This window comes from Nocardia sp. CA-107356 (assembly GCF_050946365.1).
Lineage (GTDB): Bacteria > Actinomycetota > Actinomycetes > Mycobacteriales > Mycobacteriaceae > Nocardia.
In genome coordinates this window covers 1997384-2023564 of sequence record NZ_CP191992.1, presented here as the reverse complement: position 1 = coordinate 2023564, position 26181 = coordinate 1997384, and the positions used below count along the sequence as shown (strand labels likewise).

Annotated in this window: 25 protein-coding genes; 8 read left to right on the top strand and 17 right to left on the bottom strand. The window is 65.4% G+C overall.

Annotated elements, in window-relative coordinates:
- Nucleotide 1: 1 nt before the first annotated feature.
- The 3 genes from ACQP1G_RS09060 to ACQP1G_RS09050 form a co-directional block, all read right to left on the bottom strand.
- Nucleotides 2-1969 (bottom strand): cytochrome c oxidase assembly protein, encoded by a 1968-nt coding sequence (locus ACQP1G_RS09060; protein WP_433200746.1) that lies wholly within the window; start codon nucleotides 1967-1969, stop codon nucleotides 2-4.
- A 208-nt stretch (nucleotides 1970-2177) separates the two neighbouring features.
- Entirely contained in the window at nucleotides 2178-3938 is a 1761-nt protein-coding gene (gene ctaD, locus ACQP1G_RS09055; RefSeq protein ID WP_433200743.1) for an aa3-type cytochrome oxidase subunit I, read from the bottom strand.
- A gap of 37 nt (nucleotides 3939-3975) precedes the next feature.
- Nucleotides 3976-5298 (bottom strand): glycosyltransferase 87 family protein, encoded by a 1323-nt coding sequence (locus tag ACQP1G_RS09050; protein ID WP_433200740.1) that lies wholly within the window; start codon nucleotides 5296-5298, stop codon nucleotides 3976-3978.
- A 112-nt stretch (nucleotides 5299-5410) separates the two neighbouring features.
- On the opposite strand from ACQP1G_RS09050, the gene ACQP1G_RS09045 reads away from it, so the two are divergent.
- Nucleotides 5411-6040 carry a TetR/AcrR family transcriptional regulator gene (locus ACQP1G_RS09045; RefSeq protein WP_433200737.1) on the top strand — a complete coding sequence of 210 codons (630 nt, stop codon included), beginning with the start codon at nucleotides 5411-5413 and terminating at the stop codon, nucleotides 6038-6040.
- 1 nt (nucleotide 6041) lies between these two features.
- Here the strand turns inward: ACQP1G_RS09045 and ACQP1G_RS09040 are convergent, their stop codons facing one another.
- A complete protein-coding gene (locus tag ACQP1G_RS09040) occupies nucleotides 6042-7190 on the bottom strand; it encodes an alpha-hydroxy-acid oxidizing protein (protein ID WP_433200734.1) in 1149 nt (382 codons plus the stop codon).
- Between the two features lie 330 nt (nucleotides 7191-7520).
- On the opposite strand from ACQP1G_RS09040, the gene ACQP1G_RS09035 reads away from it, so the two are divergent.
- Nucleotides 7521-7661, top strand: a complete 141-nt coding sequence (locus ACQP1G_RS09035; protein ID WP_433200731.1) for a hypothetical protein — start codon at nucleotides 7521-7523, stop codon at nucleotides 7659-7661.
- On the opposite strand, the gene ACQP1G_RS09030 is transcribed toward ACQP1G_RS09035, so the two are convergent.
- The 4 genes from ACQP1G_RS09030 to ACQP1G_RS09015 form a co-directional block, all read right to left on the bottom strand.
- Entirely contained in the window at nucleotides 7658-7888 is a 231-nt protein-coding gene (locus tag ACQP1G_RS09030; protein WP_433200728.1) for a hypothetical protein, read from the bottom strand. The two genes, ACQP1G_RS09035 and ACQP1G_RS09030, sit on opposite strands and share 4 nt — an antisense overlap.
- 202 nt (nucleotides 7889-8090) lie before the next feature.
- Nucleotides 8091-8795, bottom strand: a complete 705-nt coding sequence (locus ACQP1G_RS09025; RefSeq protein ID WP_433200725.1) for a DUF5995 family protein — start codon at nucleotides 8793-8795, stop codon at nucleotides 8091-8093.
- A 390-nt stretch (nucleotides 8796-9185) separates the two neighbouring features.
- Nucleotides 9186-10010 (bottom strand): amidohydrolase family protein, encoded by an 825-nt coding sequence (locus ACQP1G_RS09020; protein WP_433200722.1) that lies wholly within the window; start codon nucleotides 10008-10010, stop codon nucleotides 9186-9188.
- A gap of 19 nt (nucleotides 10011-10029) precedes the next feature.
- Nucleotides 10030-10821, bottom strand: coding sequence for a 3-oxo-5-alpha-steroid 4-dehydrogenase (locus ACQP1G_RS09015; protein WP_433200719.1), 792 nt, complete (start codon nucleotides 10819-10821; stop codon nucleotides 10030-10032).
- Nucleotides 10822-10923: 102 nt separating this feature from the next.
- Here ACQP1G_RS09015 and ACQP1G_RS09010 point away from each other — a divergent pair, with 102 nt between their 5' ends.
- Complete coding sequence (locus ACQP1G_RS09010; protein WP_433200716.1) at nucleotides 10924-11730, top strand: SgcJ/EcaC family oxidoreductase; 807 nt, start codon at nucleotides 10924-10926, stop codon at nucleotides 11728-11730.
- Nucleotides 11731-11932: 202 nt separating this feature from the next.
- On the opposite strand, the gene ACQP1G_RS09005 is transcribed toward ACQP1G_RS09010, so the two are convergent.
- Complete coding sequence (locus ACQP1G_RS09005) at nucleotides 11933-12841, bottom strand: sterol desaturase family protein (protein WP_433200713.1); 909 nt, start codon at nucleotides 12839-12841, stop codon at nucleotides 11933-11935.
- A 222-nt stretch (nucleotides 12842-13063) separates the two neighbouring features.
- On the opposite strand from ACQP1G_RS09005, the gene ACQP1G_RS09000 reads away from it, so the two are divergent.
- Together ACQP1G_RS09000 and ACQP1G_RS08995 are read left to right on the top strand one after the other, a co-directional pair.
- Nucleotides 13064-14227 carry a sensor histidine kinase gene (locus ACQP1G_RS09000; RefSeq protein WP_433208336.1) on the top strand — a complete coding sequence of 388 codons (1164 nt, stop codon included), beginning with the start codon at nucleotides 13064-13066 and terminating at the stop codon, nucleotides 14225-14227.
- The gene (locus ACQP1G_RS08995; protein WP_433200710.1) at nucleotides 14224-14880 is read left to right on the top strand and encodes a response regulator; all 657 of its coding nucleotides are present in this window, start codon (nucleotides 14224-14226) and stop codon (nucleotides 14878-14880) included. Before ACQP1G_RS09000 ends, ACQP1G_RS08995 begins: the two co-directional genes overlap by 4 nt.
- Before the next feature lie 58 nt (nucleotides 14881-14938).
- Here the strand turns inward: ACQP1G_RS08995 and ACQP1G_RS08990 are convergent, their stop codons facing one another.
- From ACQP1G_RS08990 to ACQP1G_RS08980, 3 genes are read right to left on the bottom strand one after another with little or no spacing between them, the layout of a single operon-like run.
- The gene (locus tag ACQP1G_RS08990) at nucleotides 14939-15427 is read right to left on the bottom strand and encodes a DUF2231 domain-containing protein (RefSeq protein WP_433200707.1); all 489 of its coding nucleotides are present in this window, start codon (nucleotides 15425-15427) and stop codon (nucleotides 14939-14941) included.
- 55 nt (nucleotides 15428-15482) lie between these two features.
- Nucleotides 15483-15635, bottom strand: a complete 153-nt coding sequence (locus ACQP1G_RS08985) for a hypothetical protein (RefSeq protein WP_433200704.1) — start codon at nucleotides 15633-15635, stop codon at nucleotides 15483-15485.
- 50 nt (nucleotides 15636-15685) lie between these two features.
- Nucleotides 15686-16927, bottom strand: coding sequence for a PucR family transcriptional regulator (locus ACQP1G_RS08980; protein WP_433200701.1), 1242 nt, complete (start codon nucleotides 16925-16927; stop codon nucleotides 15686-15688).
- Between the two features lie 325 nt (nucleotides 16928-17252).
- On the opposite strand from ACQP1G_RS08980, the gene ACQP1G_RS08975 reads away from it, so the two are divergent.
- Nucleotides 17253-18623: a lipase family protein gene (locus tag ACQP1G_RS08975; protein ID WP_433200698.1), complete on the top strand. Its 1371-nt coding sequence runs from the start codon at nucleotides 17253-17255 to the stop codon at nucleotides 18621-18623.
- 86 nt (nucleotides 18624-18709) lie between these two features.
- Nucleotides 18710-19384 (top strand): VC0807 family protein, encoded by a 675-nt coding sequence (locus ACQP1G_RS08970; RefSeq protein WP_433200695.1) that lies wholly within the window; start codon nucleotides 18710-18712, stop codon nucleotides 19382-19384.
- A 5-nt stretch (nucleotides 19385-19389) separates the two neighbouring features.
- On the opposite strand, the gene ACQP1G_RS08965 is transcribed toward ACQP1G_RS08970, so the two are convergent.
- Nucleotides 19390-19944: a PadR family transcriptional regulator gene (locus ACQP1G_RS08965; protein ID WP_433200692.1), complete on the bottom strand. Its 555-nt coding sequence runs from the start codon at nucleotides 19942-19944 to the stop codon at nucleotides 19390-19392.
- Nucleotides 19945-20031: 87 nt separating this feature from the next.
- Between ACQP1G_RS08965 and ACQP1G_RS08960 the strand changes: the two genes are divergently transcribed.
- Nucleotides 20032-20433, top strand: a complete 402-nt coding sequence (locus ACQP1G_RS08960) for a hypothetical protein (RefSeq protein WP_433200689.1) — start codon at nucleotides 20032-20034, stop codon at nucleotides 20431-20433.
- Here the strand turns inward: ACQP1G_RS08960 and ACQP1G_RS08955 are convergent.
- The 4 genes from ACQP1G_RS08955 to ACQP1G_RS08940 all read right to left on the bottom strand — a co-directional run bounded on the left by ACQP1G_RS08955 (nucleotide 20427) and on the right by ACQP1G_RS08940 (nucleotide 26161).
- On the bottom strand, nucleotides 20427-21854 hold the full coding sequence (locus tag ACQP1G_RS08955; protein WP_433200686.1) for a lipase maturation factor family protein: 1428 nt from the start codon (nucleotides 21852-21854) through the stop codon (nucleotides 20427-20429). The genes ACQP1G_RS08960 and ACQP1G_RS08955 overlap by 7 nt on opposite strands.
- 20 nt (nucleotides 21855-21874) lie before the next feature.
- A complete protein-coding gene (locus ACQP1G_RS08950) occupies nucleotides 21875-22684 on the bottom strand; it encodes an HAD family hydrolase (protein ID WP_433200683.1) in 810 nt (269 codons plus the stop codon).
- 79 nt (nucleotides 22685-22763) lie between these two features.
- Nucleotides 22764-23633 carry a MurR/RpiR family transcriptional regulator gene (locus ACQP1G_RS08945; protein ID WP_433200680.1) on the bottom strand — a complete coding sequence of 290 codons (870 nt, stop codon included), beginning with the start codon at nucleotides 23631-23633 and terminating at the stop codon, nucleotides 22764-22766.
- A 242-nt stretch (nucleotides 23634-23875) separates the two neighbouring features.
- The gene (locus tag ACQP1G_RS08940; protein ID WP_433200677.1) at nucleotides 23876-26161 is read right to left on the bottom strand and encodes a hypothetical protein; all 2286 of its coding nucleotides are present in this window, start codon (nucleotides 26159-26161) and stop codon (nucleotides 23876-23878) included.
- Between the last annotated feature and the right edge of the window lie 20 nt (nucleotides 26162-26181).

Here is a 26181-nt window from a genome sequence, read left to right as displayed (position 1 = left end):
GTCAGCGGCGCGACTGCGCCAACTTCTCCAACATCGCGTTGTAGGCGGCGAGTTCGGAATCCCCGTACTCGTCGTCCTTGCGGTCGGTGCGCACCGCGGTGCGGCGATCCTGGGCCACCCACTGGGTCAGCAGTGCGCCCACCACGAGCAGGATCGGGATTTCGCCGGAGACCCAGGCGATACCGCCGCCGACCCGCTGATCGGCCATCAGGTCGAGATGCCATGACAATTGGAGTTGCTGATAGAACCGCTCGCCGATGATGGTGTTCATCGACATCACCGCGACACCGAAGAAGGCGTGAAAAGGCATGATGGCGAACAACATGCCCAACCTGCCCAGATGCGGCAGGCGGCGCGGGCCGGGATCGATGCCGATGATCGCCCAGTAGAACAGGTAGCCGATGATCAGGAAGTGCACGTTCATCAGCACGTGCCCCCAGTGATAGCGGATCAGGTTCTCGAACAGCGGCGTGAAGTACAGGCCGTAGAGCGAGACCACGAAGGCGCTGATTGCGGTGCCGGGATGGGCGAGTATCGCGGTCGGGCGCGAATGCAGAATCCACAGCACCCATTCGCGCACACCGGGAACCGCGTCCTTCGGCGCCGCGGGCACGGTGCGCAGCAGCAGGGTCACCGGCGCGCCGAGCACCAGCAGCACCGGCACGAACATATTCAGGGCCATATGCGTGATCATGTGCATGCTGAACATGGCGTAGCCGTAGCTGCCGATCCCCGATGAGGTCGAAATCAGCAGGGCCACACAGCCACTCGTCCACGACAGGGTGCGCCAGGGCGACCAGGTGTCGCCGCGCCGCCGCAGTCGCAGCGCACCGGCGAAGTACAGCGCGATACCGGCCAACGCGGCGGTGCCCAGGACGATATCGAAGCGCCACATGGTCATCAGCTGCCAGAGGTCGGCCTTGTCCGGCAGATCGAACCCGAGGAAGACCTCCTGCGCGGTGAACGACCGATCGGCGAAGGCCGGGGCGGGTTGTACCGCCATCGACACCAATGCCGCCGTCGTCACCACCGACAGCGCACCGGTACCGGCGATCAGCTGTCCGGTGCGAGGCAGCGAATCCGGTTCGGCCGCAATCCTGCTCAGCATCAGTCCGATGCCGATGGCCGCCGCGACCACGAACAGTGCGAGCCGCCCGTAGCCGGTGTCGAACAGTGCCGACCACGGCACGAGGATCGCGCCGAGTACCAGCCCGCTGACGGTGGCGGCGGCCAGGCACAGCAGGCCGATGCGCGCGTAGCGCCGAACCGCGGTCGATACGTGGGAACCGTTGCGGCCCACCTGCGCCGCGACACACCACGCCGCACCCGGCAGCACCGAGACCGCCAGCTGGAAGATGATCATCGCGCCGGTCCCGAAGTCGTGATCCGGTCCCTCCCCCGCATTGCCGACCATCGCGGGCGGTAGCACCGCGAGCAGCGCGAGCACGGTCGGCACGACCAGACCGGTCCATGCCAAGGTCAGCCGCGTCACGAGCGCGACGACACCGGCCAGCGCCGCGACCACGATCCACGCCTTGGGCTTCTCACTCGCATCGATCAGCGCGCCGATCGCACCGCGCTCCAGCGCGGCGCTCATCGATAGTCCGCCCACATTCGCCGCGCTCATCGGAATGAGGATCAGCGCCGAAGCCAGCCACACCGGGCTCGCCCGCTCGGCCACCCGGACCCCGGCGTACCCGTCCACATCGACGCGCCCGCGCGCGGTGATCACGGTGCAGCACAGTGCGTAGATCAGCGCGCCGACGGTGACCGCACCCGCCAGCGCCGCCACCACCCGCAGCGCGACATAGCTCAGGACATCGAGGAATCCGGGATACCCGATACCCGCCGAGCGGTAGGGCATATCACCGGCCGCGATCACCGAGACGAGGACGAGCGCGCCGGCGGCGACCGCCGCGATCAACCAGATGAGGTGGTCGGGCGAGCGCTTCACCTGCACGTTTTCCACCAATCCTCGAAACGAAAGATGTGTGACGGGCATCGGACGTGCCAGCCCTCGCACATACGTCGGCCGCGGCGCGACACCAGTTCCCGGGCCGCGTGGGATGCGACGCACGTCACATGGCGGATCGATCAGGCGACGTCGAAGGTGGCCACGACCGGGGCGTGACCGGATCTGCGGATATTCGATATCGGTTGCGAACGCACCGCGCTGGCTACGGTTCCGCCTGAGGTGCTTCGGATTCGGCCTTCGCGTGTTCCGCGACCGCAGCGGCGTGTTTGGCGTCCGAGCCCCAGCCGACATGCAGTTCGGAGCGCATTCGATCGACCATGTGCGGGTAGTGCAGCTCGAAAGCGGGACGCTCGGACCGGATCCGCGGCAACTCGTAGAAGTTGTGCCGCGGCGGCGGGCAGGAGGTGGCCCATTCCAGCGAATTGCCGTAACCCCACGGATCGTCCACGGTGACGACCTCACCGTAGCGGTAACTCTTGAAGACGTTCCAGATGAACGGCAGCATCGACGCGCCGAGGATGAAGGCACCGATCGTGGAAATGGTATTCAGCGTGGTGAATCCGTCAGAGGGCAGGTAGTCGGCGTAACGACGCGGCATACCCTCGGCGCCGAGCCAGTGCTGCACCAGGAAGGTGGTGTGGAAGCCGACGAGCGTGGTCCAGAAGTGCCATTTGCCGAGGCGCTCGTCGAGCAGTCTGCCGGTCATCTTGGGGAACCAGAAGTAGATACCGGCGAATGTCGCGAACACGATGGTGCCGAACAGCACATAGTGGAAGTGCGCGACCACGAAATAGCTGTCGGTGACATGGAAGTCGAGCGGCGGGCTGGCCAGGATGACACCGGAGAGACCGCCGAACAGGAACGTCACCAGAAAGCCGACCGAGAACAGCATGGGCGTCTCGAAGGTCAGCTGCCCGCGCCACATGGTGCCGATCCAATTGAAGAACTTCACGCCCGTCGGCACCGCGATCAGGAAGGTCATGAACGAGAAGTACGGCAGCAGTACGGCTCCCGTGGCGTACATGTGATGGGCCCATACCGCGATCGATAGCGCGCCGATGGACAGCGTCGCGTACACCAGGGTGGTGTAGCCGAATAGCGGCTTACGACTGAACACCGGGAAGATTTCGGTGACGATGCCGAAGAACGGCAGCGCGACGATATACACCTCGGGATGTCCGAAGAACCAGAACAGGTGCTGCCACAGCAGGATTCCGCCGGTGCCAGGATCGTAGATATGCCCGCCGAGATGCCGATCGAAGGCCAGCGCCATCAGCGCCGCGGTCAGAATCGGAAAGGCGAGCAGGATGAGAATGCTGGTCACCAGGATGTTCCAGGTGAAGATCGGCATCCGGAACATCGTCATGCCCGGACACCGCAGGCAGATCACCGTGGTGATCATATTGACGCCGCCGAGAATGGTTCCGACACCGGAGACCGCCAGGCCCATGATCCACAGATCCGCGCCAGCGCCCGGCGCATGCTCGATGGTGCTCAGCGGGACGTAGCCGGTCCAGCCGAAGTCGGCTGCGCCGCCGGGGGTGACGAAGCCCGCCGTCGCGATCGTCGCGCCGAACAGGTACAGCCAGTAACTGAGGGCGTTGAGTCGTGGGAATGCCACATCCGGCGCGCCGATCTGCAGCGGTAGGACGCAATTGGCGAAACCGAACAGGATCGGCGTCGCGTAGAACAGCAGCATGATCGTGCCGTGCATGGTGAACAGCTGGTTGAACTGTTCCGTCGACAGGAACTGCATGCCCGGGCGGGCCAGCTCACCGCGCATCAGCAGCGCAATGAGACCACCGATGAAGAAGTAGGTCATGGCGGTGGTCAAGTACATGACCCCGAGCACCTTCGGATCGGTGGTCGTGATCATTTTCCAGAGATAGGAGCCCTTTGGCCCGACCCGCCGCGGATAGGGCCGAACAACTTCCAACTGAGTTGTACTCACGGCCGTCGCCACCTTCCGATCGCCGAGCAGCCTTGTCCGGATTATGCGCCTATTCGATCACCGACATGCCCGCTTTTGCCCCATTGACGCCGTCGCGCCGCGCGTACGAATCGCGACCGGTTGGCACTGAGCGACGCAACCACACCGCGGCAGCCCCGAACAGCGCGAGCGTCAGCCAGACGTAGCCGTTGTGGAAGAACACCGTGAGGTGGTTGCCCGAGGGATAGTCGAAGATGCTGACCACGGTGGGATCGAGGACGGCGATCAGACCACCCGACGCGGCCGCCAGCGCCACCAACAGTCCGAGCGGTGCGGCGACACCGCCACGGCGCAACGCCAGATCGGCCAGGTAGACCAACAGTGGTGCGAGCCAGACCCAGTGATGCACCCAGCTGTAGGGGGAGACCGCGGTGGTGGTGAGTCCGCAGAGCACGACGGCGGGCAGTTCGCGTCCGGTCAGTGACAGCCGCCGCGCCAGCAGCAGGCAGACCGCCGCGATGGCCGAAGCGGCTACCAGCCAGAGCAATTGGTGCGCACCATCGACGCCGATGGTCCGGGCGAGCAGCCCACGCAGCGATTCGTTGCGCGGATTCTCCGGCACGCCGACGCGGGTGGGATCGACGAAGGCACCGCTCCAGTACGTCAGCGAATCCTTGGGCAGTGCCGCGAAACCGATGAGCACGGTCGCCGCGCATGCGCCGATCGCCGTCACCGCGGCGCGGTACCTGCGGGTGACCAACAGATAGATCACGAAGAAGGCGGGGGTCAATTTGATTCCGGCCGCGATCCCGGTCAGCACCCCCTTCCAGCGCGAGGAGTCGGGCAGCGCCATATCCGCGAGCACCAGCAACAGCAGCAAGATGTTGATCTGCCCGAAGGCCATGGTTTCGCGCACCGGCTCGCACCACATCAGCAATCCGGCGATCGGCGGACCCAAGAGCACCAATCGCCGGTCGCGCCGGTAGCCGAGCATCGACAATGCCGCCCAGACGGACCCGGTCAGCATCGCGAAGTTCCCGAATGCGCCGACATAGGTGTACAGCTCGCCGTGCAGATCGACGAGCGGTACGAACAGCAGCGCGGCGAACGGCGTGTAGACGAACTCCCAGACGCCGCGCGTGTGGCCGAGTAGCGGGGTGTCATAGACGGAAACCCCGTCGACCACACGGTTCCCGGCGATCTGGTAGACGCCGAGATCCATCAGATGCATCATCACCTGCGGCGTGTGGAGAACCTGCCCGAGGTAGCAGATACCGGCGGCCGCCCCGAGCACCGAGATCGCCCAGTAGGCGAAGGTGGGGATGGTGCGGCGCTGCGGCACGTTGTGTTCCGCGGACGGCGGCGCCGTGTGCTCGATCGTCGATAATGACACGCTCATCTCCCAGCGATCGGGTCCCGATTCGCCGCCCCACGGTAGTGGCACTCGCGTCGAGCCGCACACCGCAGCCACGACCCGGTCCGCCCGGGACCGCTATGGTCCTGCGGTGACTGCTGGCCCTTCATCGCGGATGTACGACGGACGACCCGTCGCCGACCGCCGGGCCCAGCGGCGCGAGGAGTTCCTGGCCGCCGGGGTCGCGGTGTTCGGGAAGCGCGGGTATCAGCACAGCTCGATCACCGCGCTGTGCCGGGCGGCCGGGTTGGCACGCAGCCAGTTCTACGAGCTTTTCGACAATCGCGAGGAGCTGTTGATCGCGGTCTACGACATGATCCAGGTCGAAACCAGGCAGGCGGTCACCGCCGCGACGGCCGCGGCCGCCCCCGGTGATGCCCTCGGCCGGGCCCAGGCGGCGGTGCGGGCCTATGCGGAGTCGATCGGTCGCGACCCGCGCCGGGCCCGGATCGCACATGTCGAGGTCGTCGGCGTCAGCGAGCGGGTCGAGCAGCGCAGGCTCGAGCAGCGCGACCTGTGGATGGCATTCTTCGAGGACCAGATCCGGCGGGCGCTCGGACCGGATTTCGTGCCGCCCGGCGGGTTCAACGCCGCCGTGACCGGATACTTCGGTGCGCTGCTCGCCCTGGTGCAGCAGTGGAGTACCGGAGATCCGGGCACCGACCTCGCCGGGGTCACCGAGGTGCTGACCCGTTTCCTGGTCAGCCTGATGACGCCCTGATTCAGCGACTCGGCCGGATATTCGCGCGGACCGCGGCGATATCCGGATACCCGTTGACCGCCATCAGCAGATCGGCCTCCGCCAGCAGCATCCGGAGCACGTGCACCAGACCCGAAACCCCGCCCAGCGCAAGGCCGTACACGTACGGACGGCCGATGCCGACCATCGTCGCACCCAACCCGAGCGCCTTGATCACATCGGTGCCCGAGCGCACACCGGAGTCGAAGAGCACCGGTACCCGGTCGTCACATGCTTCGACCACTCCGGGCAGTGTCTCGAGCGCACTGAGACCGCCATTGGCTTGGCGTCCACCGTGATTGGAGCAGTAGATGCCGTCGACGCCCGCATCGATCGCCCGGCGCGCGTCCTCGGGATGCGAGATGCCCTTGAGAACGATCGGCAACTCGGTCAGTGATCGCAGCCACGCCAGATCGTCCCAGGTGAGCGGATTTCCGAAGGTCTGAACCCAGTGCAGCACGATGGATTGCGGATCGTCGGAACCGACCATCTTCCGGAAGACCGGATCGGTGGTGTAGTTCTTCAAGACGTGCCCGCGCAACTGCGGAAAGTTCCCACTCGACAGATCGCGCGGACGCCAGCCGGGCACCCAGGTATCCAATGTGACGGTGATACCGCGATATCCGGCCGTCTCGGCCCGGCTCACCAGACTCGCGGCCAGATCGCGGTCCTTGGGCGTGTACAGCTGGAAGAAGCTCGGCGTCGTACCAGCGTGCCCGATGACCTCCTCCAGCGGATCCTCCATCAGCGTCGAGAAGACCGCGGGCACACCGGTTTTCGCGGCGGCCTCGGCGACCGCGATATCACCGTGCTTATCCCCGACCAATCCGATCACACCGACCGGGGCCATGAAGATCGGGCTGGGGAAAGTGAGTCCCCATGCACTGACCGACAGGTCGCGCTGCGCCGCGCCGACCAGCATCCGCGGCACCACACCCCAGTCCGCGAACGCCTCGACATTGCGCCGCTGGGTCAGCTCGTCACCGGCACCGCCCGCGATATAGGAGTGCAGCGACGTGGGCAGTGCGGCGGCGGCCTTCGCCTCGAGCGTCGCGTAGTCCATCGGGAAATCCGGGGTGCGCCCACCGAGTGCAGCGAAGTAGATCTCGTTCTGGTAGTCGGCGAACGCCACTGTTCTGCCCTTCGGTAGGGGTCGATCGGAGGGGTGGTCTCCACTTGCCCGAATATTAGACGCTAATGTCCATGATCAAGACCGGACGAACAGCGAAACATTCGACCACGGCACAACGAAGGACTCTGTGCGATGTGCGTCACAGTGCCGGAGTGGTTCGAACCGGATGACCTGCGCATCGAGGTCCGATGACCGTACCTGCTGTAGCGCGAGTAACCGCTGTAGCGACGGGTATTCCGGGAACAGATGACAGATTGTGAGAACCGCGCCGTGAATCTCGACTACCTGCCAAGCCCCAGTGACCACGACATTCTCGTGGCGAGTCAGATCATGAGTAGCCCACTACGCCGCCTCGTCCATCTAGCGCTCGGGCTGTCCACGGAGTCCATGGACCTACTCACGGCACTCACCGACCGATTGCGGACCGCCGAGGGCGCGCTGGCAGACCCGGCGACCTACGGCGAGTTCTAGTTCTCCCCCACATCCGGCACCGCCTCGATGATCGAATGCGGCCCGGCCGTCGCCACCACACGACGTAGCCGGAGGCCGCCGCGTGCGAGCAGGTCGCCATATTCGGCGGCGGTACGTTCCCGGCCGCCGATGGACAACAGCACCGCCAGGTCGAGCCAGCGGCAGCGCGACGTCAATTCCGCTGTGGTGCAGACACTTCGAGGAAGCTCGACCAAGCCGGTGGACACAACTACCCGCTACTGGCGGGAGTTCGCGCGTCCGCGCGGGTCTGCCGCACCGCGGGCCTTGCTGGCGGCCCGGCCGAACTGTTGTGGCAGACGCCACTGCTCACTCTGTTCGTTCCATAGGCGCATCGCACCGAGCAGGTCGATGCGGCCGCAGCACGACTTGGCCGAACCGGTTCACGGCATCGGCCAAGTCGTCCGATAGTCATGCTGGCGGGGGAACGACCGGTGTCAGGAGCATTCGACCGGCGGCGGCAACGGTTTCCTCGAGGGCTCGCAGCGTCATTCCGCGGAGCAGGCTGTTGTCGCGTTGTATCCAGAGCATCTGTGTGGTGGCCCAAGCGCTGTCTCGGGCGCGGCTGATGCTGAAACTGGTCAGGATGTGCTTCAGCGCTTCGGCGTCCTTGGTCGTCAGCTTCAGCAGCGCGGGTTCATATTCCGCCCGGACCTCCGCCTCGATCTTGGCCAGCAGTTGGTTGACCTTGAGGTAGTCGGCATGCACCGGTTCGGTATCGGGCGTGGTGCCCCGCTCCTTACAGGTTTCGACCACCGCGACCGCCAAATCGTGGTTGATGTGGGCGTTCATACCCGCGAGCGCGAACTGCAACGGCCACACGGTGCGGTTGGATCGGGAATCGAAGACCGGTCGCCAGACCGGTTTGGGCCGCTTGCCGCGTTCGGCGGCGGCGACCGCGTCGAAATACAGCTGCGCGAAGTTCACATCGAGGCGTTCGACGAATTCAGGGCCCGCGAAGAATCCTTCCGTGATCTGCTGTCCCACCAATTCGGTGACGCGCAGGTACATGTTGTTGAAACTCGCGACTCCGTCTCGCGGATCGAGTTCGTCTTTGATGGTGCGCATCCGCCGGATTACCTGTTCGACGGGGCCGGGAATTTGGGTAGTCTTCATAATGTCCTCCTCCGCAGGGATTTTTTGTCGTGTCACTACCGGTTTCGAAATCCGACACGTCGGTTCAGGAGGCGATGATGCGGGCGCGGCGATAGGCGGCGCGGCTCCGCGATCCAGATGGGCTGCGGCCGTGGATGTACAGCTTCGCGACGTGTGCATGTGCCGACGTGACCTGCATTGCGAACACCGCCCCGCCCGCTCCGGTGGCGAGCACCTCCTCGCCACCGAGAAGTATCGGAGCAGCGGTGAGACTTACGGCTGTCAGCGGGCGGAGATGGGTGATTACTACGTGCCTGTATCAAACCGACGCCCCCAATTCGACGGCCGACTTCACGTACCGCCCAAATATACTGGCAAGCCACCATACTTACCAGACAACGACGATTTCTCTCAGTCGGACTTCGCCAAGCCGAAGATGCGACTCGCATTGCCGGACAGGAACAGTTCGCGGCATTCGTCGTCCAAGCCGAGATCGTCGAGTCCCGCCAGTGCCCGCTGCGGCAGGATCATCGGATAGTTCGTGCCGAAGAGCACCTTGCCGCGGCCGTGAGATTTCAAGTAGGCCACCAGTTCTGGCGGATACCTGCGTACCGTGTATGCGGAGGTATCGATGTAGACATTCGGGTATTTCGTTGCCACCGCGATCATTTCGGTGGTCCACGGATAGCCGATATGTCCGCCGACGATGACCAGTTCGGGAAACTCCAGTGCGACATCGTCGAGATACGGGATCGGGCGGCCGGTTTCGGAAGTGCGCAGCGGGCCGGTGTGCCCGACCTGCGTGCAGAACGGGATACCCAGTTCGACACATTCGGCGTAGAGCGGATAGTAGCGCCGGTCGTTCGGCGGCAGACCCCACAGCCACGGCACGATGCGCAGCGCCTTCATCCCCAATTCGGTGACCGCGCGGCGCAGTTCGCGCACCGCGACCATCGGCTTGCGCAGGTCGACCGAGGCGACGCCGACCAGCCTGCCCCCGGATTCGGCGACGAAACCGGCCACCTCGTCATTGGAGATCAGTACACCTTCCGGCCCGTACCAGGCACTGATCAATGCGGTATCGACCCCGCCCGCGTCCATGGCCGCCAGCGTCATCGAGACCGGTGGCGGCTGGTCCGGAATGGTGTCACCGGTCCAGCGGCGCAGCGAGTCGAGCATTTCGTGCCGCAGTAGCCGTACCGTCGGATGCTGGGCCCAAGCATCGATGATCGCCATCACCCCACTGTATGACTTCTCAGATAACGAAGGGGATCAATGCCTTTCGATCGACCGGATAATCGGCGAACTTCTCCCGGTACCACTTGTGTGTGGCGAAAGCCCGCGGCACCAGATTGCCCGCGGTGATCAACAAGATCACCACACCGGCCAACGACCAGGTGAGCAGCGCGAAGCCCGCCCAGGCGATCAACTCGGCGAGGTAGGCGGGGCTGGTGACGAACCGGAAACCCGCACCGTGCGGAATCCGATACTCGGTCGCGCCCGGATTGTGCTTATCGCGCAGATTGCGCACGATCGACTCGGAACGGACCAGCAGCGCGAAGCCGCCGAGGTAGGTGACCAGACCGATCGGGAAGCGCGGGTCCGTCAGCCAGTCGGTGCCGTACTGGTGCAGGTAGTCATGACTGAAGAGCGCGCCGTTGAGGTAGCCGTGCATTGCGGTGACGAACATGCCCGCGGCGATCACCGATACATTGAAGCTGCTGCGCTTACCGGGGACCTGGCGGATGGACAGCGGGAAGAACCAGCCGCGGTTGCCGTAGTGCAGCACCCAGATCGCGGCCAACACCAGCGAGGTCGGTTCGAACCGGTCCGGACCGGTCAGATAGAACACCGCGAAGACCACCGTCGCCGGAATCTCCATCAACCACCAGCCGAGCTTCGGGTTGAGGTTGAAGCCGAGCTTCGTGGTACCGAAGCGACCGTAGGGACTCTGCGCGAAAAGACCGCCGACCAGCACGAATGCCGCGAAGGCGAAGGCGATCGTCAGCGCGGTGTCGTAGGCGGTATTGCCGGTGTACCAATCCATGGGAGTCCTTGTCGAGCGGGACGCCGGGCGGTTCTCCTGAACCCACGGCGCCAAAATTAGAACATGTTCTACCATGTGACGCAGTAGCTAGGAGGAACTGTCATGCCGCTGGATTCCACAGCCCAAGACCTACTCGCGGCCGTCCAGGCGTCACCGCGCGCGGTAGCGGCACACGACAAGGCGGCCTGGGTCGACCTGTTCGCCGCCGACGCCACCGTCAACGATCCGGTCGGGTCGCGTCCGCATATCGGCCGCGCCGCGATCGAACGGTTCTACGACACCTTCATCGGCCCCAACACCATCGCCTTCCAGATCAACCACGACTTCGTCGGCCCACCGACGGTGGTCCGCGACCTGCTCATCCGGACCACCATGTCGACCGGCGCCACCGTGGCCGTTCCGATGCATCTGCGCTACGACCTTGTCGAGGAAGACGGCGTCTGGAAGATCACCCGACTGGCCGCGCACTGGGAATTAGCCGCGATGATCGTGCAGCTGCTGCGCACCGGCCTGCCGGGACTGGGCGCGGCACTGAAGTTGGGCCCACAGCTGATCGCCAACCAGGGCTTCGACGGCATGCTCGGCATGATGCGCGCACTGCGCAGCGTCGGGCGAGCGGGCAAACGTACCGCGGCCGAGGTGTTCTCGGCCGCGGCGGCCACCGATATCGCGCGGGTGCGGCGACTGCTCAGCGACCACACGATCCTCGAACTGCCCGCCGGAACCAGGATCTCACTCGAGGAGTTCACCAACCGCACCCGAAATATGCAGTGGGACAAGCTGATCGCCGCCGGTCGAACGGTGAGCGCCAGCGTCCGACTCGATGCGGCCCACGGCGTCGCCTTCATCGAATTCGCCACCGACACCCGCCATATCACCGCGATCCGGGTCTTCACCCACTCGAGCTGAGACCGCATCGCACCTGGCCGACTTCCCGGTGCGCAAGCCCGCCAGCGTGACCGCGGGCATATCGTTCCGCGCGCCCGAAACGCCGCTCGGCCGTGGCCGCGCCGATGACGAACTGCGTTCACTACACCCAGGGCTGATGAGTCTGCGCGCCTGGCTGATCCGCACTGGCGCGCAGCTCCTGCAGCCGCCACTGGTCACGACGCTAGGCGGCGACAGATCCCTTGACCGCTGACTCGGTGGCGAGGGCGGGCACGGTTTCGGGTCGCATGGTTTCCGACCAGCCGGGCGGGCCGAAGATGTAGCCGAGGCGGCCCTTCCACGTATTCGCATGGCGCACATCGCTGATCAGTACGCCGAGTTCGTGATAGTTGACCTTCAGCGGGTTGTCGGTGTCGATGTTCTTGGTCAGGCCGTAGCGAATGGGTTCGCTCTGTGCGGCGAAACTGCCGAACATGCGGTCCCAGATTATGAAGACGCCGCCGTAGTTCTTGTCGATGTAGGGCTGATTCGAACCATGGTGGATCCGGTGGTGGGCCGGGGTATTGAACAGGAACTCGATCGGGCGCGGCAGGGTGTCGATGCGCTGGGTATGGATCGGGAATTGATAGAGCAAACCGATGGTCTGCAGCAGGAAGATCATCCACGGCGGCAAACCGAGCAAAGCCGCTGGCACCCAAGCGAATCCACGCACGATGCTGGCCGCCGGATGCACCCACGGCAGCCGGATGGCGGTGGAGAGATTGAAGTACTGACTGGAATGGTGGACGCTGTGCGAGGTCCACAGCAGCCGGACCCGATGGTCGGCGCGATGCGCCCAGTAGTAGCAGAAATCGGTGACCACCAGCCCGAGCACCCACACCCACCAGCTGTGCGGCGACAGGTGCAGCGGCGTGATCGCGGCAGCGACCACCACCGCCGAGAACGGAATCAGATACTGCAACACCGGCTTCAGGAATCGACCGAGCAGGTAGGTGGCGATGTTGGACGCCGTATCCCGCCCGGAATATCCGTTGGCCGGGCGATCCGGATCGCGCCGATATTCGATCCACTCCACGAACATGAGTACGGCAAACGCCGGTAAGGCGTAGATGAATAGCTGCGCACCGTTCACAAGGGCTCCTCTGCTCTGCGTCGACCGCCACGTTACGGCCGCTGGCCTGCGCAAACATCGCGCTGACGAGGGATCGACCGTCCCTCGTGCGGGGGATGCACCGCGGCGCGAATCCGGGCAGAGTGCGGTCACGAGCACCGCGGCGAATGCTGAGTAGGATCGCCCGCGGACGGCTCGACCCGGACTCTCGGACAGCGCGAAGGTGGTGGCGAACTGTTGGATGTGAGCAGGTCGCTGGCGCGCCAATCACTGGTGGTCGCAGTGGTGGCCGCGGCTGTCGACGCCTCGATGCTGATGTTGAACGGGATCTTCGCGGTGGCGCCCTGGCAGGCGACCGCGGTGCTGATCGGAATCGTCGCGGCCGATCTCGCACTGGCCGCGCCGCCGCGCACCGCGGGTGCGGTCGCCGTGATCCAGGTGGCGCTACGGCTGGTGGAGGCCGTGATGCTGCACCGGCACGGCTTCGCCGCCCGATTCGCCGATGTCGGATTCCTGGTGGCCGGATATCGGGCCGGAGCCTGGATGGTCGGCCCGAAATCGGTCGCGACCGTCATCACCCTGTGCACCGGTTGCGCGACCGCGCATCTGCTCGTCGGCAGCAATACCTCGCACGATTGGCGATTGCTGCTGGCGTCGACGGTATCGGTCGGCGTGGTGCCGTGGCTGGTCGGCCGATACACGGCGGCACGGGGCGCCTATATCGCCGATCTCGAGCAGCAGGCCAAACTGCGCGAGCAGGAGCAACGGACCGCGCTCGCCCGCGCCGTGGCCGAGGAACGCGCCGCCATCGCCCGAGATCTGCACGATGTGATCTCCCATCACGTCAGCGCCATCGGCATCCACGCCGGTGCGGCCCGAATCGCCATGGCCGACACCGGCAATGCCGCCGCGACCCGCTCACTGACCGCGGTGGAATCGAGCAGCCGGGCGGCCATGGTCGACCTGCGCCGACAGCTCGACCTGCTGCACGGGCGCGAGGAGGACGGTCAGCGTCAACCGGGACTCGCCGATATCGATGACCTGCTGGAACGGGTGCGCGCGGCCGGTTTGGCCGTCGAATTCACCGTGCGTGGTGCCGCGGTCGAGCTGCCGGACTCGCTGAACCTGACGCTGTATCGGATCGTGCAGGAGATGCTCACCAATGCCCTGCGCCACGGCGACGGCGCGCACGCGGACCTGGTGGTCGACTACCAGCCCAACCGAGTGGTGCTGGAGACGGTCAACCCGCTCGCCGACACCGCCGACCGGAACGACGCGACCGCGCACCGCGGTCTCGGCGGCATCCGGCAGCGCGCCGAATTGTTCGGCGGCGAATTGCGATTCGGTCCCGACGACACCCGAACCCATTGGTATACCAGGGTTTCCCTACCGATCGGAGGATCGTGAGCGCATCGGTCCGCGTGCTGATCGCCGACGACCACAGCATGTTCCGCTCCGGACTGCGCGCCGTGGTCGACAGTCAGGCCGATCTCGAATGTGTCGCCGAGGTCGGCGACGGCCGGGACGCGATCGCCGAAACCGCCCGGCTGCGACCGGATGTCGCGATTCTGGATGTGCGGATGCCGAAGCTGGACGGGCTCGCGGCCACCGCGGCCATCGTCGCGGCAGGCGGCACCCGTGTCCTCGTGCTCACCACCTATGACAGCGACGCCAACCTCTACCGCGCACTCCAGGCGGGAGCCAGCGGATTTCTGCTGAAAAGCCTGCCACCGGAAGAACTGGTGGCCGCCATCCGCATCGCGGCCCGCGGCGATGCACTGATCGATCCATCGATGACCCGACGCTTGATATCGCGCTTCGCCGGCACACTCGCACCGCCGCACACCCCGCCGGAAGTGGAACAACTCACCGCACGCGAACGAGAAGTGTTGCTGCTCTTGGCCGATGCGCTCAGCAATGCCGAGATCGCCGCGGCCCTCGGCGTCGGCGAAGAAACGGTGAAGACCCATGTCTCCCGGATACTCGCCAAACTCGGTGTTCGTGACCGCATCCACGCGGTGGTGTACGCCCACAAGCACGGCCTGGTCCCTCCCACCTAGGGCCACGGTTTCCGGAACTGGTCATCATCGGAACCGGTGCGATACATCTCGCCGCCCGCTACGGAGATTCCGGCGTGGCCCTCGCCGCCGGCGCCTGGGCACCCCACACCGCATGTGCGCCGGAATCCCCCACCCGGTACACCTGCACGAGCGCCGCACCGCCCACGATGATCGCCAGCACCGCGGCCAGTACGGTGATGGCGCGTGCCACCGGCCGTCCGCGCTCGGCCCGCAAGTGCACGACGATGAGCAAGGCCGTGACGAGTAGCAGTGGCACCACGAAATAGATCATCGTGTTGCCGCGGTCCGCGTGCAGATCGATCGCCGGTGATCCGCCGAGCTTGTGCTCGAGCCATTCCCCCGCCTCTGTCGTCACCGGCGTCAGCGCGACGGTGATCGCGGCCAGTGCCGTGACCAGCCAGATCAGCCGACGGCGCGCTGCCGGCCAGAGTGCCGACAGGATCAGCAGGACCGCGGTCAGCGGTACGAATACGACAATGACGTGCACCAGCAGCACATGGGCGGGTATACCGTTGATCGTCGACATGAGGCGCTCTCCTGGGGTTATCGACCGCCGCGGCGTTGCGGCCCAAGTGTCTCCCTCACCTCACGGTTCTCCACGCCGACCGGTTCATTCCGGCACGGGTGTCCAGCCGTTTGGCCGCCGCGATGTAGTCCACGAGGTGGTGCAGATCCGGATACAGCCGGTGCGCGAGTCGCGGGGTTTCCTGGGTCGGCGGCGCCGGATCGGGCACCCGAATGCAGCGCAGCCCGGCAGCGTGTGCGGCGCGAACTCCGGCGAAGATCAGTCCGCCTCGACGACCTCCGTCTCCTCGACCACCGGATAGAAGCGGTGCACGGTGAGTGCTGCGGCGAGCAGCCGGGAGCCGTTGGGTTCGCTCGGATCGATGCCGGTGAGTTCGGCGATGCGCTTGAGCCGGTAGCTGAAGGTATTGGGGTGCACGTGGACCTCGGCGGCGGCGGCCTTGCGATCGGATCCATGCCGCAGGTGCGCTTCCAGTGCCTCGAACAGGTGCTGGCGCAATAGCAGTGGTGCGATGCGGTCGGCGAGGCGATCGCGGGCCGGACCCGGGCGGGTGAGCTGATACTCGAGCAGCAGATCGTCGAGGTCGTACAGACCGCTCGGCCGGTTGAGCAGCCGGGCGAGTTCGGCCAGATCGGTCGCCTCCTGAACCGCGTGCGGGAGCAGATCCCGTTCGACCGCACGGCGTTCGGCGAGGAAGACATCGACGCCGAATTGTTCGGTGAGTTCGGCGGCCAGCCGCTGATACTCCTTGGAGTCGGATCCGCTCGGCAGCAGGGCGATTCCGGTGGTGCCGTCGAAGGTGCTCAGCGCCTTGGTCCCGGCGATACCGTCCAATGCCCGCTGCAGCACCCGGATGCGGCGGCGGGTGAGCAGATCGGCGACCACGATCGGGTGATCGTCCGGGCGGATGTGGATGGCGAGCACCGTATAGCGTTCCGCGAGAACGACATCCGCGCGTGCGGCCAGTTCCTCGGCGGGCTGGCCGCGCAACAGGGCCGAACACAGTGCGCGACGCGCCTCGCGTTCGGCGTGGTAGATCGACTGCTCGACATCGGTATACGCCTCGACCACCACGACATTGATATCCCGCAGCAGGTCCAGCAGCCGACCACCGAAGGCGATCAGATCGTTCATATCCTCGGGTTCGGCCACCGCCGCCGCCTCCTGCAGGATGGCCTGACCGGAGCCGTGTACGGCATGCATCAACAGCCCGAGCGGGATTCGGTCCTCGGCATGCCGCCCGGCCACCGGCCCGACGAACTCGACCACCTCGGCCCCGGTGAAGGTGCGCTGCTCCTGAAGCGCGCGCAGGAAGGCCCGCCCGCATCCGGCGATCGCTGGCAGCACCTCCTCGGTGAAATGCCCGTCCGGCAGATCGGCGGCCGGGGGCGTCGATCCAAGGCCCGCCGCGAGCATGCGTTCGGCGATTTCGGGTAACCGACGGACCAGTCGGGCGATTATCGGGGCATCTCCGGACAACGGGGGTAGGACAACGGGCATGACTGCACGTTACCCAACGACGGCATTTACCAATAAATCTCGTAACCAACCGGCTCATTGTCTCCGATCACAAGTTTTCCGCTGATTCTTCTCGCCCGCGTGCAGTGACAACAAGGCCCGGATGACCCCGCTCACCAGCGGATTCCACGCGCTACCGGGTGACGCCGGTCACCGTCAACACCCCCCATGGGAGAAAAACACCCGACTCAATTGTGTTTCGGGACAATTAATTTCCGCCGCTGCAGTTGCTACGTTGAGAACCAGGATTCCGGCGTCATTTCAAATAAACACCGTGCCGGTGTGCCGTTCGAAAGGATGTACAGGAATGACCGTGCAGGCCGACACCGGGATGGGCCCGGCGCGTCCGATTGTCGAGACTTTCCCGTCGGACCGACCGCTGCGCCCGGAGCTGGATCGGTTCTATCGCCCACCCACCGGATTCGCACGCTTCGCACCGGGCACCGTCCTGCGCACCCGCCGGGTCGAGCTGGCACTGTTCGGGCTTGTGCCCCAAAAGGTTTCGGCCTGGCAGCTGCTCTACCGGACCAATAACCTGCACGGCAGCGCGGAGGCGGCGGTGACGACGGTCCTGCTGCCGTGGGGCGCCGATCCACGCGAGCCACGTCCGCTGGTTTCATTCCAATGCGCCATCGACGGCGTCAGTTCGATGTGTCTGCCCTCTTACGCACTGCGCCGCGGCGCGCGAGCGCTCGGCTCGATTCCGCAGGTCGAACTGCCGGTCATCGCATACGCACTGGCCAAGGGCTGGGCGGTATCGGTTCCCGACCACGGCGGGTTGGCCGGACACTTCGGGGTGCCGCGCGAACCCGGCTATCGGTCCCTCGACGCGATCCGAGCGAGCCTGACCTTCACCCCGCTCGGCCTGACCGAATCGACTCCCGTTGCGCTGTGGGGCTATTCGGGTGGCGGACTCGCCACGGCCTGGACCGCGGAGTTGGCCGCCGAATACGCACCGGAGCTCGAAATCGTCGGCGCGGTCGCCGGTTCGCCGGTCGGCGATCTCGGCTCGGCCTTCACGCGATTGAACGGCACCTTCTTCGCGGCCTTCTCGACGATGGCCGTGGCAGGGCTGCGGCGGGCCTACGGTGATCTGGATCGCATCCTGCGCGCACATCTCACATCCGAATTCCTCGAGATACTCGCAGATGCCGAATCGCGCACCACGCTGCACTTGCTGTTCCGGTTGATGGGCAAGAACATCGACAACTACAGCCACCGCACCTTCGCCGAGCTACTCGCCGAACCCGGCCTGCAGCAGATCCTGGCCGACATCCGGCCCGGTGTGCACGCGCCGGCCATGCCGATGCTCGTCATCCAGGGCGTCAATGACGAGCTGATCGCCGTGGCCGATGTCGACCAGCACGTGGCGCGGTACGCGATCCGTGGTGCGCACGTGCGCTATCTGCGCGACCGTCTGAGCCTGCATATGCCGCTGCTGTTCATCGGCACACCGGTCACCATGAACTGGCTGGCGGATCGATTCGACCAGCGCGCGCTGCCAGCGGCGGGCACCGAAACGGTGTGGTCGGTCGCGTTCACAAAGCGAGAGGCACTGGGCCACTTACGTTTTGCCGGATTGTTCGCGCGCATGCTGACCGGCAGGCCGATCAGGCAATTCCGCATGCCCCGGCAGCGCGCAGCGGCGGGCATGACAGTTGTCATGCCCGACCCGTGATGGTTGGCAGATTCGCCGCCCTGCGCTGATCCGTAACGTCATCTCTCGTAGTGCACAGACGAATTGACCAGCCAGGAGCACCCGAGATGACGACCATCACAGCCGCCGAGCCCGTGGCCGAGCCGACCGATACGGCTCAGACCTCGGCGCCGCGCTTCAACCCGATCCGCGTACTTGCCCCGATCGCGCGGGATATCGCGGTGCCCATCGGCGCCTACTTCCTGCTGACCGGCCTCGGTTACAGCGACTTCGCCGGACTGCTCGCCGGATCGCTCTTCTCGGGCGCGGTTCTGATCATCGAGACGATCCGGTCGCGCCGCCTCGAACCGTTCGCCGCGATCATGCTCGGCGTATTCGTCTTCGGCCTGGTCGGCTCGCTGATCAGTGGCGACCCCCGCATGATGATCGTCAAGGATTCCGCGGGCACCGCGATCGTCGGCATTGCCTTCCTGATCAGCACAGTGGTCGGCAAACCGCTGACCTACCTGTCCGCACGCAAGGCGCTCTCGGCCGCCGGACCGGCCAAACTCGCCGAATTCGAGGAGTCCTACCGCGACAATCCGGCCAAGCGTCGCGGCTTCACCATCCTGTCCGCGGCCTGGGGCATCGGCCTGCTGTCCGAGGCTCTGGTCCGGATTCTGCTCGCCTACCAACTCCCGGTCCACACCATGGCCTGGCTATCCCCCGTCCTGTCGATCATCTTCTTCGCCCCGCTGATCGCTCTCACCGTCCGCTTCGTCAAACGCGCCCGCCGCGTCTGACTGCCCTACCCGCGCCGCCGGTCCCGATACTCGGGGTCGGCGGCGAGGTCTTCCCAGAACTCGACGTAGGCCTGCTCGTGCAGCATGCCGAGCCGCAGGATGCGGGCGCGGGACACCGCGCGGACCTCATCGGCCGGGTCGGTATCGGCGTGCAGTGACCGATACAGCTCGAGTAGCCGACGATGTTCCGCGGCTTGGCTGTTGGCCAATGTGACCACATCGCCCGGTGCGCCCAGATCGGCGAAGAAGAGTTTCAGTTGAGCCGGGTCGCGGGTCTCCGCGGGCGGGTTGCGCGGGTCGGCGAGCCAGCGCCGCAGTTCGGCCCGGCCCTTATCGGTCAGATGAAAGAGTCTGCGCCGTCGTCCACCCTGCTCGGTCTCCTCGTCGAGCAAACCCTGCTCGGCCAAGCGCACCGGAATCCGATAGAGCTGCGCATGCGGCACCGGCCAGAAGTAATCGACGCTCTCTTCGAGTCTGGCCTTCAACTCGTAGGGCGTGAGCGGCCCGTGCCGGGCGATCAACCCCAGCACGATGTGGTCCTGCGGCCCGAGATCCGGCATGCCTCCTCCATCCCATTGACACCATCTCACTGAGACTATAAATTAGTGCCATCGAGACCGTATCAATGAGATGATTAAGGAGTAGCGATGCGCGATTTCGGCATCACCCTGTTCGACGAGTGGACCGCGATGTGGAACGGCGAGCTGGCGCTCACGGAGAAGATCATGGCCCCCGAATTCACCCTCCGCTACGCCCAGCCGAACGGCAGCGAATACGACGACATCCACGATCCGCAGGCCCTCGCCACCCAAGTCGCCGAATTTCGCGAGCAGCGTCCCGGGATCCGATTCGCACCCCAAGGTGAGCCGGTCGTCGACATGGACGACACCCGAACCGGATTCATCGCACGGCCGTACGGCGCGGAGTCGACCGGTCCCGATGGTGCGACCATTGCCATCAGCGGCACCGATATTCTGCGCACCGTCGCCGGAGTCATCACCGAGGTCTGGTCGGTCTCCGGCGGTCGCGAGGGTCGCAGCTTCTACTGAGCGAGAGTCATCGGGGGGAGGTAGTCGCCGACCAGGGTGCGGTGCCACCACGTTCGCTCGTGTTGCCGCTCGGCGCGGGTTGCGAAGCGGTACAGGTAGATTCGCGCCCGCACATAGGTCGGCGGGGCGTCGGGGAAGGGGCAGCGACGCAGCAGTCGCAGCGTCGCTGGATCATTGCGCAGCAGCCGCTCGACGAAGGCGAGCAGCCAGCTGCGGGCGTAGGCCGGGGAGATCGCGGCGAACCACATCAACCAATCCAGCCGCAAATGGTAGGGGGCGAATTGCCGTGGCATTCGATGCGGATCCCCCGGCTTACCTTTGAATTCGTACTCCCGCCAGTGTGTTCGCTCGGTGATCTCCGCATCGTCGGTGCCCTCGAACACCACCTCCTCGCGGGTCCGGCCGATATTGCCGAACGCACCATAGGTATTGACCAGGTGCAGTGGGTTGAAGGAAGCGTTCATTCGCTGCTGTCGGGATATCAAATTGCGCACGGGCCAGTAGCTCAGGATCGCCACCGCGACGGTGCACGCAATCACCAGACCCGCGAACCACGGCGGTGCGGCGGATAACGCGGGCGGGTCCGGCACCGGTAGCACCGCGGCGGCCGATGATCCGTCGATCACGGTGGTGGCCAACATGATCGTCACCCAGTTCAACCAGGCGAAGTTCCCGGAGAGCACCAGCCAGAGCTGGGTGACGATGATGGCCGACGCGGCCACACTCGCCACCGGCTGCGGCGCGAAAAGCCCCCATGGCACAACGAGTTGGGCACAGTGGTTGGCCGCCACCTCCACTCGATGCAGTGGCCGCGGCAGACGGTGGAAGAACCAGCTCAGCGGTCCGGGCATCGGCTGGGTCTCATGGTGGTAGTACAGACAGGTCAGATCCCGCCAGCAGGAATCCCCGCGCAGTTTGATCAAACCCGCGCCGAACTCCACCCGGAACAGCAGCCACCGCAGCAGCCACAACACCAGCACCGGCGGCGCCACCCGATCGTTGCCCAGGAAGATCGCGAGGAATCCGGCCTCCAGCAGCAGCGATTCCCACCCGAACGCGTACCACGCCTGTCCCACATTGACGATCGACAGATACAGCACCCACAGCACCAGCCACATCAACATCGCCCCCCACAGCGGCACCAGATTCAGCACACCGGCCACAATCGCGGCCGATAACACCGCGCCGGACCAGGCGACGGCGGCGAAGTATCGATCCGAATAGTGCAGCTGAAAGAGGCTGGGCGCACGGCGGAATGGAACCCGCCGGACGAACCGGGGCACCGGCAGCATCCCCCGCGCACCGATCAGCGCCCGAAATTGCCGTGCCGCCGCCACGAACGCGATCAGATAGATCACCGCGAGGCCGTGCTGGAAAACCAGTCTGCCCAACCAGTACTCGGATTCGGTGAACGACGCCATGCGCGCCCTCCTTCGTACCGCTACCCCCGGCGGTGTGGTGCCCGCCCATCGGATAGCTCCGGCTCGGCTCGGCCGGTCCCGAGTTCGGCCAAATCGGGGACGACCACATCCGCCCCGGCTCGGCGCAATGCCTCGGCATGTGTGGCATCGCGCGCTCGATCGATACCGACGACGAATCCGAAGCCACCGACACGACCGGCACGTATCCCGGCGACGGCGTCCTCGAAGGCCGCAGCCTGTTCCGGCTTCGCGTCCAGCGCGTCCGCGGCCGCGAGAAATGCGTCCGGCGCGGGTTGGCCGCGCAGTCCGCGGCGGGCGATCTCGAGTCCGTCGATACACACATCGACGTAACGGCCCAGATTCGCGACCGACAACACCGCGGCGGCATTCGCCGAGGCGGTCACCACGCCTGTTTTGACCCCGGCCGCGCGCACGGCGGACAGATACTTCGCCGAACCCGGATAGACCTGGACACCGTCTCGTTCGAGGAACGACAGCAGCAGTCGATTCTTTCGATTGCCGAGCCCGGCGACACTCGCCTCCCCCTCCGGCGCATCGGGCTCGCCTTCCGGCACCGTGATCCCCCGCGACTTCAGGAACTCCCGGATACCGTCCGCCCGCGACCGGCCGTCCATATAGCCCAGATAGTCCACATCGGAGAACGGCCGGAATCCGCCATGGCCGCGACCGGCCAGGAATTCGTCGAATACCGCCTTCCACGCCCGCCGGTGCACCGCCGCGGTGTCGGTCAGTACGCCGTCGAGATCGAACAGCGCCACCGAGATCGACTCGGGTAAACCCAGCCCCCGCAGATCATGGATCGGCGTCATATCCCAGCGGTACCCGAGAGCCGGATCGGCAAACTCGGCGCAGAGCTGCGGCGACGCAGATCGCCGCGGTGGGCCGCGGCTAGTCGAACAACTGGTCGTCGAGACCGTCGATATCGCCGCCGACGGATTCCAGATGCAACCCGACGGCGGTGACCAGCGCGTGCACGAGTCCGGTGCATGCGGTGAGTGAACGCAGCACCGTGACGGAGCCGGTTTCGACGTAGAACGTCAGATCGGCGATGCGGGCCAGTGGCGAGGACGGGTCGTCGGTGAGCGCGATCGTGGTGGCACCATGGCGTCTCGCGTGCTCGACCGCGCGCACGGTGTCGCTGCTGTACCGGCGAATCGATACCGCGAGGAACGCATCGCCGGATTCGATATCGCGCAGTTCGTCGGTCAGCAGGCGGGTGGAGGCCCCCAGCTGCCGAACCCGTGGCCGGATCATCCGCAGCAGATAGTCGGCCAGACAGGCGACGGCCAGGCAGCGCCGGAAACCGATGACGTGGACGGCCGACGCGGTCGCCAGCGTCTCGACCGCCCGGTCCCAGTCCCCGCGATCGATCCGCGCGAAGGTGCGGGTCAGATTGTTCGTATCATATTCGGTGATGGCACTGAAGAATTCGTCATTCGAGGAGGGCGGCGGTGCGCCAGCGGGCCTACGCACCAGATACGCCTCGGCGGCCAGTTGTCTGCGGCATAGCTCGACCAGAGCCGGATAGCCGGGCAGCCCGAGCATGGTCGCGAACCGTACCAGCGAGGAACGATGCACGCCCGCGAGTTCGGCGCTGCGGCCGATGCTCCGGAAGGCGGTGCCCTCCGGATCGTCCAATATCAGCCTGGCTATTCGCTGTTGACCGTCGGCCAGTTCGGGCAACCGCTGCTGCAGAATGGCACGTAGTTCCTGAAAGGTGGTTGGTGCCCTGTCCAGCACGGTGAGCCTCACGATCACGGGTACTCGAACGATAGGCCCACACAATAACTGACGGACCGTAAGGTTCTAGTGCCCCACATCAACCGCATCCAACCCTCAGGGCCGTTGCAGACTTCGCCAGCTTGCCTGCGCGAATGGATCATCCGGTTGGATGCGATGGGCGACAACGATGTTGGTCGGGAACGTTCTCGTCGAGCATCGGTGATCAGATCTTTCACCGCACCGATCGGCGAATATTGTCAGCCTGCCCACACGCCCGCCTACGACGACCATGGGTTGGGTCCGCCATTCGGATCGAAGCCGTTGAAGTTGGCCAGACGCCGGGTCGACCGCTGCAACGTCTGAAGAAGAATGGGGTCGTTCTGATTGTTGTAGTAATTCGTGGCCGCTTCCTGGTGCCGGAGCGCCAGTTGCCGTCCGATGTGTTGGCGAGTATCGCGCCCAGCGTTGCGCCATTCGTCCGGGGTGATGGTTCTGAGCTGATGTTCGTTGCTGTTCATGACCCGTTGCACAAACGGGTGATTGGGATCTACAGGGTTCATCGGTGCAGTGGAGTGCCGCACGAAATTATCCGCAGCGACCACGGCCTGCCCCGCGAATGCCGGCAGCGCGGCGACGCCTTGGTGGTTCTCCACCGCGTACCCCGCGGCGAGCGCCTTCTGCAAGGGCGCGAAGCCGTTCGGATTGTAGTCCTTCATGCTGGCCTTCTGGACGGCCAACGCGCGCTGGGCATCGATCACCTGCTCATCGGTCGCACCCATCGCCAGCAGAACCGGAGCGATCATCGAGTCCGGGACCTTGCTGTCGCCCAGACCGTCCAGAACATTTTGGACACCGAGAGCAGACCCGATTCCGCCGTCTATTCCGTTCAACCGCCCGGCGGCCTTGACCCGCCAGTTCCCGCGGCCAGCGTGGTTGTACTCCTGCAATTGCCGCGCCATCGGCGAGGCGGCGATGTTGTTGAGATCCATCCGCTTCTTCCTGCGCGACAGCGGGTTCAACGGGCCAACCGTGGCCCCGAGGAGCCACGCGGTCGCGGGCGACGCATTGATCGTGTTCAGCATGCCCATCCCGGACATCAGCCCGCCGTGCACCGAACCGCCAGCCCGAGCATCACCCATGCCGAGTGCCGATCCCCCGCCACCTCCACCGCCGGGGCGCGCTCCAGACCCCTGTATCGCCAGCGCGAACCGGTTGGCGATCCAGTCATTGCCCCGACTCAGACTGCGGCTCAGGCGTTTCAGCTGCGAGACGGCCACGATCTCGACGGTGCCCGCGATCACGATCACCGCCATGGTCTCGCCCTTGGCCTGCGCGAACAGATTGCCCATGAACAGCACGTAGACGCCGAGGAAGATGGTGTAGGCCGTCATCTTGGCCGCCCCGACGATGCTGTCGACGAGATTGCGGACCAGAAAGGTCTGCGTCGGTCCGTATACGAATCCGCCTGCGGCGAAACCGAATATCGACATGAACCCGTGATAGATCGTATCCAGTGCGGCCTTGATCACCCTGACCCCGAGCACCACCGCGAAGACCAACAGAATGCCGCCGCAGATCAACAGCATCAAGCCGGTGCCGACCTGACCCATACTGGGATTCTGCGCCTTGGCGTAGGCGGCGGAGTCGCCGCAGGACTGCATGCCCTTGCGGACCCGTTCGTCGTCGCCGGCGGCCATTCCCGCGGACCACGCCGAACGGCATGCCGGTTGCTCGTCGACCACATGCCCGAAATTCCACACCTGCACCGGGCGGCGGGCGAAGTTATCCGCCAGATCGCGCTGCATGGTCGTGACCAGCTGATTCGGATTCGGATTGTTATTGCCGTTCAATCCGGCGGCGACCGAAATGCCCAAATCCCTGCCCTTGGCGAGCAATCCGTCCGGGGACAGCACATCGGCGAGCGGTTCGGCCAGGAACACCGGGCCCAGGATCGCCACCCCGAGCATCGTCACGATCTGCAGCACCGCCTTGGCGTGATAGCCGCGCATCCAGAACCAGGCGACACAGAACGCACCGATCGTCGCCGCGGTGATCAGCAGCATGGGTGTCGCGATCTGACCGGTCAGCCGGTCCGCGACCCCGGTCAGCGCCGAGCTGAACATATTGAGCCACTGGAAGCTCAAGGCGTTCCCGATCAACCAGATCGCGGTCGTCACGATGGCGATATAGCCGATGAATTCGAAGCCGAGAATGGCCCAGAGGATGGTCGCGCCCGGGTTCAGCACCCCGCCGTGTTCGGTCGCGAACGCATAGTTGGCCAGCGGCACCCCGGACGAGTCTCGGATGTGCATCCAACTGAGCCCGTCGATTTCGGAGACACCGCTGCCGGTGGCCGCGGCCTGGTACTGCGCACTGGCCACCGCGCCGACGACGCCGGGAAAGACGAACAGCACGAACGTGACGACCAGAAACCATCCGATCCGACGCCGCCAAGGACCCGCACCGAACCGGCGCAACAACAGCACGGGGCGCGGACAGCACCCCTGCGGATCCTCGGATCCCCGCCGCGGCCGACTCGGCCGCCTCTTCGACCGTGTGGCCATACTCTCAGCATGACGCAACT